11 protein-coding genes are annotated in these 15,235 nt (G+C 40.1%); 7 read left to right on the top strand and 4 right to left on the bottom strand.

The annotated features are described in order from the left end of the window. Positions 1-15 precede the first annotated feature (15 nt). On the top strand, positions 16-1,272 hold the full coding sequence (gene tyrS / locus SK637_RS00760) for a tyrosine--tRNA ligase (RefSeq protein WP_033687988.1): 1,257 nt from the start codon (positions 16-18) through the stop codon (positions 1,270-1,272). A gap of 76 nt (positions 1,273-1,348) precedes the next feature. Here tyrS and SK637_RS00755 read toward each other — a convergent pair whose 3' ends face one another. Continuing rightward, on the bottom strand, positions 1,349-3,409 hold the full coding sequence (locus SK637_RS00755; RefSeq protein ID WP_033687987.1) for a heavy metal translocating P-type ATPase: 2,061 nt from the start codon (positions 3,407-3,409) through the stop codon (positions 1,349-1,351). Position 3,410: 1 nt separating this feature from the next. Further along, positions 3,411-3,689, bottom strand: a complete 279-nt coding sequence (locus SK637_RS00750; RefSeq protein ID WP_000910903.1) for a DUF6110 family protein — start codon at positions 3,687-3,689, stop codon at positions 3,411-3,413. Positions 3,690-3,840: 151 nt separating this feature from the next. On the opposite strand from SK637_RS00750, the gene SK637_RS00745 reads away from it, so the two are divergent. Further along, a complete protein-coding gene (locus SK637_RS00745; RefSeq protein ID WP_033687986.1) occupies positions 3,841-4,689 on the top strand; it encodes a putative RNA methyltransferase in 849 nt (282 codons plus the stop codon). Between the two features lie 685 nt (positions 4,690-5,374). Here the strand turns inward: SK637_RS00745 and glgP are convergent. Next, a complete protein-coding gene (gene glgP, locus SK637_RS00735) occupies positions 5,375-7,633 on the bottom strand; it encodes a glycogen/starch/alpha-glucan family phosphorylase (RefSeq protein WP_033687984.1) in 2,259 nt (752 codons plus the stop codon). 25 nt (positions 7,634-7,658) lie between these two features. Beyond that, entirely contained in the window at positions 7,659-9,176 is a 1,518-nt protein-coding gene (gene malQ, locus SK637_RS00730) for a 4-alpha-glucanotransferase (RefSeq protein ID WP_033687983.1), read from the bottom strand. A 478-nt stretch (positions 9,177-9,654) separates the two neighbouring features. Between malQ and SK637_RS00725 the strand changes: the two genes are divergently transcribed. The 5 genes from SK637_RS00725 to SK637_RS00705 all read left to right on the top strand — a co-directional run bounded on the left by SK637_RS00725 (position 9,655) and on the right by SK637_RS00705 (position 15,230). Then, entirely contained in the window at positions 9,655-10,926 is a 1,272-nt protein-coding gene (locus SK637_RS00725; RefSeq protein WP_033687982.1) for an extracellular solute-binding protein, read from the top strand. Between the two features lie 110 nt (positions 10,927-11,036). Further along, positions 11,037-12,329 (top strand): sugar ABC transporter permease, encoded by a 1,293-nt coding sequence (locus tag SK637_RS00720; protein ID WP_000414956.1) that lies wholly within the window; start codon positions 11,037-11,039, stop codon positions 12,327-12,329. A 1-nt stretch (position 12,330) separates the two neighbouring features. Continuing rightward, on the top strand, positions 12,331-13,173 hold the full coding sequence (locus SK637_RS00715; RefSeq protein WP_001065642.1) for a sugar ABC transporter permease: 843 nt from the start codon (positions 12,331-12,333) through the stop codon (positions 13,171-13,173). 260 nt (positions 13,174-13,433) lie between these two features. Continuing rightward, the gene (locus SK637_RS00710; RefSeq protein WP_033687981.1) at positions 13,434-14,234 is read left to right on the top strand and encodes a DUF1189 domain-containing protein; all 801 of its coding nucleotides are present in this window, start codon (positions 13,434-13,436) and stop codon (positions 14,232-14,234) included. Between the two features lie 9 nt (positions 14,235-14,243). Further along, on the top strand, positions 14,244-15,230 hold the full coding sequence (locus SK637_RS00705) for a LacI family DNA-binding transcriptional regulator (RefSeq protein WP_033687979.1): 987 nt from the start codon (positions 14,244-14,246) through the stop codon (positions 15,228-15,230). Positions 15,231-15,235: the final 5 nt, after the last annotated feature.

Here is a 15,235-nt window from a genome sequence, read left to right as displayed (position 1 = left end):
AAGGAGAAAAGACACATGCACATTTTTGATGAGCTAAAAGAGCGTGGTTTGATTTTTCAAACGACTGATGAAGAAGCTTTGCGTAAAGCCCTAGAAGAAGGTCAAGTTTCTTATTATACTGGCTACGATCCAACTGCTGACAGCCTTCACCTAGGCCACCTTGTCGCAATCTTGACAAGTCGTCGCTTGCAACTAGCAGGTCACAAACCTTATGCGCTCGTTGGCGGTGCTACAGGTCTCATCGGAGATCCGTCCTTCAAAGATGCTGAGCGTAGTCTCCAAACAAAAGACACAGTAGATGGCTGGGTCAAGTCTATCCAAGGACAACTTTCTCGTTTTCTTGACTTTGAAAATGGTGAAAACAAGGCTGTCATGGTCAACAACTACGACTGGTTTGGCAGCATCAGCTTCATTGATTTCCTCCGTGATATCGGAAAATACTTTACTGTCAACTACATGATGAGTAAGGAATCTGTTAAAAAACGGATCGAAACAGGGATTTCCTACACTGAGTTTGCTTACCAAATCATGCAAGGGTACGATTTCTTCGTCCTTAACCAAGACCACAACGTAACGCTTCAAATCGGTGGTTCTGACCAGTGGGGAAATATGACAGCTGGTACTGAATTGCTTCGTCGTAAGGCTGACAAGACAGGCCACGTTATCACAGTTCCGCTTATCACAGATGCAACTGGTAAGAAATTTGGTAAATCAGAAGGAAATGCCGTCTGGCTCAATCCTGAAAAGACTTCTCCATACGAAATGTACCAATTCTGGATGAACGTTATGGATGCTGACGCTGTTCGCTTCTTGAAGATCTTTACTTTCTTGTCACTTGATGAGATTGAAGACATCCGTAAACAATTTGAAGCGGCTCCACATGAACGCTTGGCTCAAAAAATTCTCGCTCGTGAAGTCGTAACACTTGTTCACGGCGAAGAAGCTTACAAAGAAGCCCTCAACATCACTGAGCAACTCTTTGCAGGAAACATCAAAAACCTTTCTGTTAAAGAGCTCAAACAAGGACTTCGTGGCGTGCCAAACTACCAAGTTCAAGCAGATGAAAACCACAATATCGTAGAACTTCTCGTGTCATCTGGTGTGGTTAACTCAAAACGCCAAGCCCGTGAAGACGTCCAAAACGGAGCTATCTACGTCAACGGCGACCGCATCCAAGACCTTGACTATGTCTTGAGTGACGCAGATAAGTTAGAGAACGAACTGACTGTTATCCGTCGTGGAAAGAAAAAATACTTTGTTTTGACTTATTAAACTGTTCAACATTTACCTATAAAAAAGGAGTTAACCTCGAGAAAGGTAACTCCTTTTTGCTGTTAATAGTCCCCACCTATCCCTTAATAGACAGGCTACGCAGTACAATACGTAAGGTTGTTAGATTATGCAAGATAGAGAGATTTGAAGGACTGAGCCAATTAAATAAGCCAAAACCAATCAAACTACTATTTACGACAACGGTATCTTGAATATTCTTATTGATGAGTATTTGCAAAGATGATGATAGCGAATCCAACTCTTGGAAGAAATCCAAGCGATTATCTAACAATAAGATATCGCTCATCTGCTTAGAAATATCTGCACTCTCATTCATCACCACACCTATATCTGATAGGGTTAGAGCCGCTGAGTCATTCAATCCATCTCCAACCATCAAAATAGTGTGACCTGCTTTCTGCAGTTCCTCTACTAACTCAAATTTCCCATCAGGTTTCAAGTCTGTATAGACCTGATCAAAGGGCAAGTCTTTGACTAATTCCTCTGTTCTAACCAAGGTGTCCCCTGTTGCCAGAATCAATTTTTTCCCTTGTGCCTTAAGTTTCTCCAAGGCTGCTTTTGCTTCTTTTCTCAAAGGAGTATGGATGCAGAACATTCCAATCAATTCATTCTGATAAGCCAAGAATAAGAGATTGTAGTGGCTCTTATACTCTTCAATTAGATCATTTTGTTCCGAACTAATATGAATCTGCTCGTCTTGCATCAAGACATAATTCCCAATAAGAACTGGTTGGCCATCAATATGTGACTTAATTCCCTTACTTGCGATATATTGGAGTTTCCCATGCATTTCCTCATGTTCAATCCCCTCTATCTCAGCTTGCTTGACAATGGCATTAGCAATAGGATGATAAATGTGTTCCTCAAGACAGGCACTGATTCTGAGAATATCTTCCTCGCTATAATCCCCAAAAGGTAACACCTTTTCAACTATAGGATAGCTAGTTGTGATTGTTCCTGTCTTATCAAACAAGAAAGTATCAACTTCCAGATATTTCTCTAGAACATCTCCATCCTTAATCACCATTTCACGGTTCAACCCCTCCTTGATAGCTGTCAAATAAGCTACAGGAGTAGAGATTTTCAAAGCGCAGGAGAAATCGACCAATAGGAATGAAATAGCCTTAGAAAAAGAACCTGTTAATAAGTAAGTCAGACCAGCCCCCAAGAAATTATATTTGACGACCTTATCCGCCATTTTGATGAAATAGCGTTGTTTCGTTTTCTTGTTTTCTTCAGATTTCTTCATCAACTCAATCAGCTGTAAAATACGGCTATTCATCTGATTATCGGTTACACGAATGCGTAGCTCCCCAGTCTCCAAGACTGTGTTTGCACAAACCGAATCAAACTCTCTTTTTTCAACAGGAAAACTCTCTCCCGTCAAGGAACTTTCGTTGACCATACCTAAACCTGAAACTACTTGTCCATCAAACAGAATTTCATTTCCTTGAGATAGGACCAAGACATCTCCTATTTGAACATCGGAACTCTTGATACTAACGACCGTATCGCCCTGTACCAAGAATACATCGCTCTCTTTTGCAAGAAGGCTTTGTTCTAAATCTGTTGCAGTTTTTTTCAAGGACCACTGATCTAAATGATTCCCCAAATCGAGCATAAACATGATGTTGCTGGCAGTCTTGGATTGGTTCATAAACAAAGACAATAAAATAGCCGAACAGTCCAAGACTTCCATCGTTAGTTCCTTACGCGCTAGTGTTTGATAGGCTTCTTTAACATATCCAAAAGCCTGATAACAGGTCCATATATAGCGAATAGGAGACGGCACAAGACTACGAAAAAGCACACGCTTAATCGCTGCACCTGAAACGATAGAATAGGCACTTTCTTCTCTACGAACAGGAAGAGTCATCAACTCCGAAACTTTCCCTTTATCGATTTTTTTTAAAAAGGCTTCTGCATTGTCTAATACAGAGAAGCCTTCTTTTATACGTAGAGTAAAGTGCTGTTGATCCATGTAAAACTGGATAGACTCAATTCCCTTCTCATCCCTCGCCAAGGAACGAAGATAGTCTTGAATATCCAAGGTAAGTGAAAAAGAAGATGATAGTCGGATATGTTGATATCCTCTATATAGCACTTTAAAAGACATATTATTCTCCTATAAGGCTATCTAATTGCTCTTCTTTTTTCTCTTGCTCGTACAAATATTTGGCATCTTGCAAGACATCGTCTCCATGTTGCTTCACAACAGAAACAGATGCATCTAGCTCGTCTTTTAACTTATAAGCCTTAGCCAAAGCTTTAGAATAACCTTTTTTAGCTTCCTTACTTGCTAAGATTTTCAAACCAAGGGTACCAAATGCGACACCACCTAAAAATAGTGAAGATTTTTTCGCAACTTTTGCAACGCTTAATACTTCTTTTAACATATTTATTTCCTCCTTATCATTATTATATAGCAATTTCGATATAAAAGCAATTTCATTCTATAAATTGGAGAATTAGTTTTATTTCTACTGAATCTCCCATCTACTTATTCCTAAAGTTGCTTTCATTTGCCTCTTTTGATACACTTAAACTATGAATACAAATCTCAAACCCAAACTTCAGCGTTTTGCTTCTGCGACGGCCTTTGCCTGTCCTATCTGTCAAGAAAATCTGACTCTGGTAGAGACTAGTTTCAAGTGCTACAATCGCCATTCTTTTGACTTGGCTAAATTCGGCTATGTCAATCTAGCCCCTCAAATCAAGCAATCTGCCAACTACGACAAGGAAAATTTTCAAAACCGCCGACAAATCCTAGAAGCTGGATTTTATCAAGCTATTCTAGAGGTCGTCTCTGATTTACTTTCAAACTCAAAAAATGCCAAAACAATTTTAGATATCGGTTGTGGCGAAGGATTCTATTCTCGCAAGCTTCAAAAAAGGCATCCTGACAAAACCTTCTATGCCTTTGACATCTCCAAAGATTCAGTCCAAATCGCTGCCAAGAGCGAACCCAACTGGGCAGTCAATTGGTTCGTTGGTGACTTAGCTCGTCTTCCTATAAAAGACGCTAGCATGGATATCTTACTTGATATCTTTTCACCTGCCAACTATGGAGAATTTCGTCGCGTTTTATCCAAAGACGGCATCTTGATAAAGGTTATTCCAACTAAAAATCACCTCAAGGAAATCCGTCAGAAGGTACAAGACCAGCTGACAAACAAGGATTATTCCAACCAAGATATCAAAAATCATTTCCAAGAACACTTTACCATCCTATCTAGTCAAACTGCCTCTCTGACCAAAACTATCACAGCAGATCAGCTCCAAGCACTACTCAGCATGACGCCCCTACTCTTTCACGTTGACCAGACTAAGATTGACTGGAGCCAACTGACTGAGATTACTATTGAGGCTGAGATTCTGGTTGGGAAAGTACTATAATTGACACAAAAAACCGCATTTCAAGAAGATCTGCGGTTTTAAATTTCAATTTTTAAACTATCTATCCGAAAAATTTAGGAAATTTACCAATTCTGAGTTCTAATCTTTATTTTCGATTCGAGATAACAAACTTATCAATAAACAGTAAGTGATATAAGGCCAGTACCAAACCCCATAAACTACCACGAAAAGAGATTTCTTGATGATTGAGAGGAAACAAATCGTGGTTACCTATATAGAGGCAGGTCAAAATGATAAATAAAATCCAAAATAAACCCTACATTCTTAAAATAACTTAGTACATAAATGATAATGCTGTCGCCGCCATCAATATTGCAAGAACTATTTTCCAAATTTTTTTATTTTTTCCAAAAATCTTATCAGGTAACAAGCTTATTACAAGAAAGGCAATAAACAACACCAATTTTGTATATATCATAAAAACACCTTCTTTCCTACAATTATATTATAATACTTGATGTAAACGGATGCAAGAAATATGAGGTAATCAACTGCGAAGAAACAAAAGGATGAAAGACAGTAAAAACCAGCATTTCTAAACCTTCACTGTATCTAGAATTTATCTATTTTTAGACAAGATTGTTCCAAATCCATAGTATTCAAAAAAAGCGAATTTCAATCGAAATTCGCTTTATAGGAAAATGTATTAGTATAAACTTGTATCTTAGTTCAAGTGCCAGATATCTTCGTTGTACTGAGCGATTGTACGGTCAGATGAGAAGAATCCTGCTTTAGAAATATTAACGATGACTTTATCCAACCATGCGTCACGGTCTTCGTAGTCAGCAAGCATTTGCTCTTTGACTTTGATGTAGTCTTCCAAGTCAAGAAGAGTCATGAACCAGTCTTTGTTGATCAATTCATTGTAAAGACGTTCCAAGCGCTCTTTGTTTCCAGCTGCAAGAACTGCATCGCTAACGATGAAGTCAACCAATGGCTTGATAGCTTTACGAGCGTAGAATTCGCTTGATTTGTAAGCTGCTTTTGCGTAAAGATCGATAACAGTTTCTGAATCTTCACCGAAGATGTAGATGTTTTCTTCGCCAACCAACTCAGCGATTTCCACGTTAGCACCGTCCATAGTACCAAGAGTCAAAGCTCCGTTCAACATGAATTTCATGTTACCAGTACCTGAAGCTTCTTTAGAAGCAAGTGAGATTTGTTCTGAGATATCACATGCTGGGATAAGGAAGCTTGCTGCAGTAACGTTGTAGTTTTCAACCATAACTACTTGCAAGTGTGGAGCTACTGCTGGATCGTTAGCAATAACTTCTGACATGCAAAGGATCAAGTGGATGATGTCTTGAGCGATTGTGTAGGCTGGAGCTGCTTTACCACCAAAGAAGATTGTGATTGGGCGAGCAGGGATGTTCCCAGCTTTGATGTCAAGGTATTTGTGGATTACGTACAAAGCGTTCATTTGTTGGCGTTTGTACTCGTGAAGACGTTTGATTTGGATATCAAAGATAGAGTTTGGATTGATTTCCACACCTTGGTGTTCTTTCAAGTGACGAGCCAATTTACGTTTGTTGTGAGCCTTGATGCTTTCCAATTTTTCTTTGACAGCTGCTTTGTCTTCGTAAGACAAAAGTTTTTCAAGCTCATCCGCTTCATGGTGCCAACCTTCTCCAAGAATCTCATCCAAGTAGTGAGACAAGCTTGGGTTAGCATGCATAAGCCAACGACGGAAAGTGATACCGTTTGTTTTGTTGTTGAATTTTTCTGGGTAAAGGTCGTAGAAGGCTTTCAATTCAGAGTTCTTCAAGATTTCAGTGTGAAGTGCTGCTACCCCGTTAACACTGTATCCGTAGTGGATATCCATGTGTGCCATGTGAACACGTCCGCTCTCATCGATGATTTGGACAGCTGGATCTTTCACTTCTGCTTTCACGCGACGGTCCAATTCTTCTATGATTGGTACCAAGTGAGGAACCACTTCTTGCAAGAATTCAAGAGGCCATTTTTCAAGGGCTTCAGCAAGGATTGTGTGGTTAGTGTAGGCAGTCATGCTACGAACGATTGAGATTGCTTCGTCAAGTTCGATACCACGAGCAGTCAAAAGACGGATCAATTCAGGGATAACCATTGATGGGTGAGTATCGTTGATTTGGACAACTGCGTAGTCAGCAAGGTCATGCAAGTTGCTTCCTTTTTCGATTGCTTCTTCGATAATCAATTGCGCACCGTTTGAAACCATGAAGTATTGTTGGAAGATACGGAGCAATTCACCTTGACGGTCACTATCATCTGGGTAAAGGAAAAGAGTCAAGTTGCGAGCGATATCTGTCTTGTCAAAGTTGATACCGTCTTTAATGATTGAAGAATCAACTGAATCCAAGTCAAACAAACGCAAGCGGTTCTTCGTTTCTGTCTTGTAACCAGGTACATCGATATCGTAAAGAGTTGATGTCAATGTGAAGTGAGCAAATGGTACTTGGTAGCTGCGACTTGAGCGAACCAACCAGTTTTGCTCTGTCAACCATGCATTTGGAATTGTTTCTTGTTGGTTGTTTTTAAGAACTTGTTGGAATAGACCAAAGTGGTAGTTAAGACCAACACCGTCACCGTTCAAACCAAGAGTAGCAATTGAGTCGATAAAGCAGGCAGCCAAACGTCCCAAACCACCATTCCCAAGAGATGGTTCCAATTCAACTTCTTCAACTTCGATCAAATCTTTACCTGCAGCTGCAAGTTCTTTTTTGACATCGTCGTAAAGACCAAGGTTGATCAAGTTGTTTGACAAAAGTTTACCAATCAAGAACTCAGCTGAGATGTAGTAAACCTTTTTCTTACCAGTGTTAACTGGTTTTTTGCTACTTGCAAGCTTGCTGTAGTTAAGAAGAGCAAGGTAAAGCTCTTCATTGCTACATTCTGCAATGGTTTTATTGTAACGATTTTGTACAAATTCTTGTAGTGATAACATGTTTAAGGTGTCTCCTGATATTGTATTATTTCTTTAATTCTATCAAATTTTCATTGATTCGGCGATAGATTGTTGTCAAGTCAAGCAAGCCTTCCTCGACAGCTGGTGTCAATTGATCTTCAGTCATACGCCAAGACCAGTTTCCACCAAGGGTAGATGGGAAGTTCATACGAGCTATCTCATCCAATTCTAGCAAATCTTGCATAGTTGCAATTACCATGAAGCTAACTGATGAAAAGACTGTACGAAGCATAGCATGTGGCACTGTTTCGTATTCTTTACGGTTCGTGTAGCGAGCCATGTATTCACGAGTCGCATCATCGATTTCGTTACGGTACCAACCAAGGACCGTATTGTTGTCGTGTGTTCCTGTGTACATAACTGAATTAGCAGGTGCCAAGTGTGGGCTATCGATACTTTCGTCTTCTGGATTGAAAGCAAATTGAAGAATCTTCATTCCTGGGAAGCCAGTACGTTCACGCAATTCGATAACTTCGTCTGTCATGAAACCAAGATCTTCTGCGATGATGTTTAGCTCACCAAGCTCTTCCTTAACGGCTGCAAAAAGCTTGTAGCCAGGACCTTTCACCCACTCACCAGGTGCTGCTGTATCAGAACCAGCAGGGATTTCCCAGTAAGATTCGAAACCACGGAAGTGGTCGATACGAACGATGTCGTAGATTCTGAAGCTTTCACGCAAGCGCTCAATCCACCATTTGTAGCCATCTTTGTCCATTGCTTCCCAGTCATAGATTGGGTTACCCCAAAGCTGACCAGTTGCAGAAAATTCATCTGGTGGGCATCCTGCGATGCAAGTAGCCTTACCATTGACATCTGTCTTGAAGAGATGTGGATTTGCCCACATATCGCTTGAATCTTCCGCTACGTAGATTGGCATGTCTCCAACGATTTCGATGTGGTTGTCGTTAGCGTAAGCTTTCAATTTCAACCATTGTTGGAAGAAGAAGTATTGAGTCACACGGTGGTAAACCAACTTATCTGCCAATTGTTCACGGTAGCTTTCAAGTGCTGAAGCTTTACGAGCACGAGCATCTGCATCTGGCCATTCAGTCCAAGCAAGATTGTCAAAATGCTCTTTAATAGCCATATACTCTGCAAAGAGTTCAAGCCATGATTGGTTGTCTTGAGCAAATTTCTCAAAATCTTTAACATCTCCTACTTCCAAGAAACGTTTTACCGCTTTTTCTAAAAGAGGACGACGTGCATAGTAGATTTTCGCATAATCAACTTCAGACGCATCGCTACCAAAGTCAACCCCTTCAAGGTCACTTGCTTGCAACAAGCCCTGTTCCACCAAGATATCTAAATCGATAAAATGAGTGTTTCCTGCAAAGGCTGAGAAAGATTGGTAAGGAGAGTCTCCGTAACTAGTTGTTCCTAGTGGAAGGATTTGCCAGTAACGTTGTTTTGTGCGAACCAAGAAATCAACGAAGTCGTAAGCACTTTTACCAAATGATCCGATTCCGTATGCTCCTGGAAGAGAAGAAATGTGCATCAACACACCACTTTGACGTTTTTTCATAATAAGCACCTCATGTGTTTATAGTTAGATATTACATTTTTACGAACGCAAACGTTTGCGTTACTATCAGTATATCTCATTTTTTTGATAAATGCAAGCGGTTTTAAAAAACTTTTTTGATTATTTTTTAAAAAGTTTTTCTTCTTACTCGTATATATATTCTTCTAGAGGTAAATAAAATAGGAATAAGGGTTTCACTTATCTTATTAACTGGAAAGAAACTAGTAAATCCTTTTGATTTCCATTTGTAATTTAGGCAATCGTTTTCTCAACTTTTTTTAAAAATTTAAAATAAAAACGATTTTTGACTTTTCTACTATTATATGACGAGGAAGCGTTTACTTTTTTTGCAATTTTTTTAAAAATTTTTACGAAAAACACTTGCAACCGCTTTCCGATTGTGCTATACTAGTGCCATAAAGGAAAACGTTTGCGTTTCCTCATTATAAAATTTGTTATTCTTTAGGAGGAATACACTATGTCATCTAAATTCATGAAGAGCGCTGCTGTGCTTGGAACTGCTACACTTGCTAGCTTGCTTTTGGTAGCTTGTGGAAGCAAAACTGCTGATAAACCTGCTGATTCTGGTTCATCTGAAGCGAAAGAACTCACTCTTTACGTTGAAGACCAATATAAAGCCTTTGCTGAATCAGCTGCAAAAGCTTACGAAAAAGAAGCTGGCGTAAAAGTTACCATCAAAACAGGAGACCAAATGGGTGGGCTTGACAAACTTTCTCTAGATAACCAATCAGGTCAAGCTGCTGACGTTATGATGGCTCCATACGACCGTGTAGGTAGCCTTGGTACTGACGGACAACTTTCAGAAGTTAAATTGAGCGACGGTGCTAAAACAGATGATAAAACTAAATCTCTTGTAACGGCTGCTGATGGTAAAGTTTACGGTGCTCCTGCTGTTATCGAGTCACTTGTTATGTACTACAACAAAGACTTGGTAAAAGAAGCTCCAAAAACTTTTGCTGACTTAGAAAACCTTGCTAAAGATAGCAAATATGCCTTCGCTGGTGAAGATGGAAAAACTTCTGCTTTCCTAGCTGACTGGACAAACTTCTACTATGCATACGGACTTCTTGCTGGTAACGGTGCTTACGTATTCGGACAAAACGGTAAAGACGCTAAAGATATCGGTCTTGCAAACGACGGTTCTATCGCAGGTATCAACTACGCTAAATCTTGGTATGAAAAATGGCCTAAAGGTATGCAAGATACTGAAGGTGCTGGCAACTTAATCCAAACTCAATTCCAAGAAGGTAAAACAGCTGCTATCATCGACGGACCTTGGAAAGCTCAAGCCTTTAAAGATGCTAAAGTAAACTACGGTGTTGCAACTATCCCAACTCTTCCAAATGGAAAAGAATATGCTGCATTCGGTGGTGGTAAAGCTTGGATCATCCCATCAAGCACTAAGAACCTTGAAGGTGCTCAAAAATTTGTAGACTTCCTAGTTTCAACTGAAGAACAAAAAGCCTTCTACGATACAACTAACGAAATCCCAGCTAACACTGAAGCTCGTACATATGCTGAAGGTAAAAATGATGAGTTGACAACAGCTGTTATCAAACAGTTCAAGAACGCTCAACCAATGCCAAACATCTCTCAAATGTCTGCAGTTTGGGATCCAGCGAAAACTATGCTCTTTGATGCTGTAAGTGGTAAAAAAGATGCGAAAACAGCTGCTAACGACGCTGTAACATTGATCAAAGAAACAATCAAACAAAAATTTGGTGAATAAAAAATTTGTTCAAGGGGGGTGGAAATCAAATCCCCCTTTGAATTTATCAATCAAAAACATATATAGTTTAGGTTTTAATTAGAAACCAGTATCCTATGAAAGGAGTTATTATGGAAAAGCAACAACCTAGTAAAGCAGCTCTGCTGTCTATCATTCCTGGGTTAGGACAGATTTACAATAAACAAAAAGCCAAAGGTTTTATCTTCCTTGGTGTAACCATCGTATTCGTCCTTTACTTCCTAGCACTTGCAGCCCCTGAATTGAGCAATCTCATCACTCTTGGTGACAAACCAGGTCGTGATAATTCCCTCTTTATGCTGATTCGTGGTGCCTTCCATTTAATCTTTGTAGTTGTTTATGTACTCTTTTATTTCGCAAATATCAAAGATGCACATACAACTGCCAAACACATTAACAATGGCATACCAGTAGCACTTACCTTTAAAGAAATGGTCAAAGGGATCTATGAAAATGGCTTCCCTTACCTCTTAATCATTCCATCTTATGTTGCCATGACTTTTGCGATTATCTTCCCAGTTATCGTAACCTTGATGATCGCCTTTACCAACTATGACTTCCAGCACTTGCCACCAAACAAATTGTTGGACTGGGTTGGTTTGACCAACTTTACGAACATCTGGAGTTTGAGTACCTTCCGTTCTGCCTTTGGTGCCGTTCTTTCTTGGACTATCATCTGGGCTTTGGCTGCCTCAACTTTACAGATCGTCATCGGTATCTTCACAGCTATCATTGCTAACCAACCATTTATCAAAGGAAAACGTATCTTCGGTGTTATTTTCCTTCTTCCTTGGGCTGTTCCAGCCTTCATCACTATCTTGACATTCTCAAACATGTTTAACGATAGTGTCGGAGCTATCAACACTCAAGTATTGCCAATCTTGGCTAAATTCCTTCCTTTCCTCGATGGGGCTCTTATTCCTTGGAAAACAGACCCAACTTGGACTAAGATTGCCTTGATTATGATGCAAGGTTGGCTTGGATTCCCATACATCTACGTTTTGACCTTGGGTATCTTACAATCTATTCCTAACGACCTTTACGAAGCAGCTTATATTGACGGTGCCAATGCTTGGCAAAAATTCCGCAACATCACTTTCCCAATGATCTTGGCTGTTGCGGCACCTACTTTGATTAGCCAATACACCTTCAACTTTAACAACTTCTCTATCATGTACCTCTTCAATGGTGGAGGACCTGGTAGTGTCGGTGGTGGAGCTGGTTCAACCGATATCTTGATCTCATGGATCTACCGTTTGACAACAGGTACATCTCCTCAATACTCAATGGCGGCAGCTGTTACCTTGATTATCTCTATCATTGTCATCTCAATCTCTATGATCGCATTCAAGAAACTACACGCATTTGATATGGAGGACGTCTAAGATGAATAACTCAATTAAACTCAAACGTAGACTGACTCAAACCCTTACTTACCTCTACTTGATTGGTCTATCAATCGTGATTATCTATCCACTGTTGATTACCATCATGTCAGCCTTTAAAGCAGGTAACGTCGCAGCCTTTAAACTCGATACTAACATCGACTTCAATTTTGATAACTTTAAAGGACTCTTTACTGAAACTCTATACGGTACTTGGTATCTCAATACCTTGATTATCGCCTTGGTTACCATGGCGGTTCAAACAAGTATCATCGTACTTGCTGGTTATGCCTACAGCCGTTACAACTTCTTGGCTCGTAAACAAAGTTTGGTCTTCTTCTTGATTATCCAAATGGTGCCAACCATGGCCGCTTTGACAGCCTTCTTCGTTATGGCACTTATGTTGAACGCCCTTAACCACAGCTGGTTCCTCATCTTCCTTTATGTTGGTGGAGGTATTCCGATGAATGCTTGGCTCATGAAAGGTTACTTCGATACAGTGCCAATGTCTCTAGACGAATCTGCAAAACTAGACGGTGCAGGACACTTCCGCCGCTTCTGGCAAATTGTTCTTCCACTGGTTCGCCCAATGGTTGCCGTACAAGCTCTCTGGGCCTTCATGGGACCTTTCGGGGACTACATCCTCTCTAGTTTCTTGCTTCGTGAGAAAGAATACTTTACTGTTGCCGTTGGTCTCCAAACCTTCGTCAACAATGCGAAGAACTTGAAGATTGCTTACTTCTCAGCAGGCGCTATCCTCATCGCCCTTCCAATCTGTATTCTCTTCTTCTTCCTACAAAAGAACTTTGTTTCAGGACTTACAAGTGGTGGCGACAAGGGATAATTTATCCCCGCCACCCTTTTTCATTTTATACTCTTCGAAAATCTCTTCAAACCACGTCAGCTTTATCTGCAACCTCAAAGCTATGCTTTGAGCAACCTGCGGCTAGCTTCCTAGTTTGCTCTTTGATTTTCATTGAGTATTAGCGATTGCTACTGTAAATAATATCCTTATAGCAAGCAATTTGTCTCCTAGACTTGAAATAAAGCACATTTCTCTATATAATAATACTCATATAGAAAACACCTTTTAGAAAGATACAAATGCTTCCATATCCATTTTCATATTTTTCAAGTATTTGGGGATTTCGTAAGCCCCTGTCCAAACGTTTCGGGCTCAACTGGTTTCAACTGCTCTTTACCAGTATCTTCCTTATCAGCTTGTCTATGGTACCCATTGCCATCCAAAACAGCTCACAAGATACTTATCCGCTAGAAACCTTTATCGATAATGTCTATGAACCATTGACAGATGAGGTTGTCCAGGATCTCTCTGAACATGCTGCAATTGTTGATGGCAAATTAACTTATACAGGAACAGCTAGTCAAGCGCCTTCTATTGTGATTGGTCCAAGTCAAAGCAAGGAATTACCTAAGGACTTGCAACTGCATTTCGATACGAATGAGCTAATTATCAGTAAGGAAAGTAAAGAGCTGACCCGTATCTCTTACAGAGCGATTGATACCGAGAGTTTCAAAAATAAAGACAGTTTGACCCAAGCCATTTCTAAAGACTGGTACCAGCAGAATCGTGTCTATATCAGTCTCTTTCTAGTTCTCGGTGCCAGCTTCCTCTTTGGTTTGAATTTCTTTATCGTCTCTCTGGGAGCGAGTCTTCTCCTTTATATCACTAAGAAATCACGCCTCTTTTCATTTAGGACCTTTAAAGAGTGCTACCATTTTATCTTGAACTGTTTAGGATTACCAACTCTGATTATACTTATTTTGGGATTATTTGGCCAAAATATGACAACCCTCATTACTGTACAAAACATTCTTTTTGTTCTGTATCTGGTCACTATCTTTTATAAAACGCATTTCCGTGATCCAGATTACCATAAATAGGAGATTTTTATGCCCGTTACGATTAAAGACGTGGCCAAGGCTGCTGGTGTTTCGCCTTCAACCGTAACCCGTGTTATTCAAAATAAATCAACCATTAGCGACGAAACGAAAAAACGTGTTCGCAAGGCTATGAAGGAGCTCAATTACCACCCCAACCTCAACGCTCGTAGTTTGGTAAGCAGTTATACCCAAGTTATCGGCTTGGTCCTTCCTGACGACTCAGACGCCTTCTATCAAAATCCTTTCTTCCCATCTGTCCTCCGTGGTATCGCCCAAGTCGCTTCTGAAAACCACTATGCTATTCAGATTGCAACAGGTAAAGATGAAAAAGAGAGACTTAAAGCGATTTCACAGATGGTTTACGGTAAACGTGTGGATGGTTTGATTTTCCTTTATGCCGAAGAGGAAGATCCCTTGGTCAAACTAGTTGCTGATGAGCAGTTCCCCTTCCTCATCCTAGGAAAATCTATTTCACCCTTTATCCCTCTTGTCGATAATGACAATGTCCAAGCTGGTTTTGATGCAACCGAATATTTCATCAAAAAAGGATGCAAACGAATTGCCTTTATCGGAGGTTCTAAGAAACTCTTCGTTACACAAGACCGTCTAACTGGTTACGAATCCGCACTCAAGCAATACAAACTGCCTCTTGATGGCAATCTGACCTACTTTGCAAATGAATTTCTAGAGGAAAAAGGATATCAGTTTAGCCAACTCCTCTTTCAGCATGACCCACAGATTGATGCGATCATCACAACCGATAGCCTCCTAGCTGAGGGGGTCTGTGACTATATCGCTAAGCACCAACTGAATGTCCCTGTTCTCAGTTTCGACTCAGTCAATCCTAAACTCAACTTGGCGGCCTATGTTGATATCAATAGCTTAGAACTTGGTCGTGTTTCCCTTGAAACTATCCTCCAGATCATTAACGATGCTAAAAGCAATAAACAAATTTGTTACCGTCAATTAATCGCCCACAAAATTATCGAAAAATAAAAACC

Source organism: Streptococcus mitis (assembly GCF_000722765.2).
Taxonomy (GTDB): Bacteria; Bacillota; Bacilli; order Lactobacillales; family Streptococcaceae; genus Streptococcus; species Streptococcus mitis_AQ.
The sequence above is the reverse complement of the archived record's forward strand: the minus strand, read 5'-3'. Positions and strand labels throughout refer to the sequence as shown.

Coding starts and splice junctions, on each gene's coding strand:
- tyrS (WP_033687988.1), top strand. CDS start 16: ATGCACATTTTTGATGAGCTAAAAGAGCGTGGTTTGATTTTTCAAACG.
- SK637_RS00755 (WP_033687987.1), bottom strand. CDS start 3,409: ATGTCTTTTAAAGTGCTATATAGAGGATATCAACATATCCGACTATCA.
- SK637_RS00750 (WP_000910903.1), bottom strand. CDS start 3,689: ATGTTAAAAGAAGTATTAAGCGTTGCAAAAGTTGCGAAAAAATCTTCA.
- SK637_RS00745 (WP_033687986.1), top strand. CDS start 3,841: ATGAATACAAATCTCAAACCCAAACTTCAGCGTTTTGCTTCTGCGACG.
- glgP (WP_033687984.1), bottom strand. CDS start 7,633: ATGTTATCACTACAAGAATTTGTACAAAATCGTTACAATAAAACCATT.
- malQ (WP_033687983.1), bottom strand. CDS start 9,176: ATGAAAAAACGTCAAAGTGGTGTGTTGATGCACATTTCTTCTCTTCCA.
- SK637_RS00725 (WP_033687982.1), top strand. CDS start 9,655: ATGTCATCTAAATTCATGAAGAGCGCTGCTGTGCTTGGAACTGCTACA.
- SK637_RS00720 (WP_000414956.1), top strand. CDS start 11,037: ATGGAAAAGCAACAACCTAGTAAAGCAGCTCTGCTGTCTATCATTCCT.
- SK637_RS00715 (WP_001065642.1), top strand. CDS start 12,331: ATGAATAACTCAATTAAACTCAAACGTAGACTGACTCAAACCCTTACT.
- SK637_RS00710 (WP_033687981.1), top strand. CDS start 13,434: ATGCTTCCATATCCATTTTCATATTTTTCAAGTATTTGGGGATTTCGT.
- SK637_RS00705 (WP_033687979.1), top strand. CDS start 14,244: ATGCCCGTTACGATTAAAGACGTGGCCAAGGCTGCTGGTGTTTCGCCT.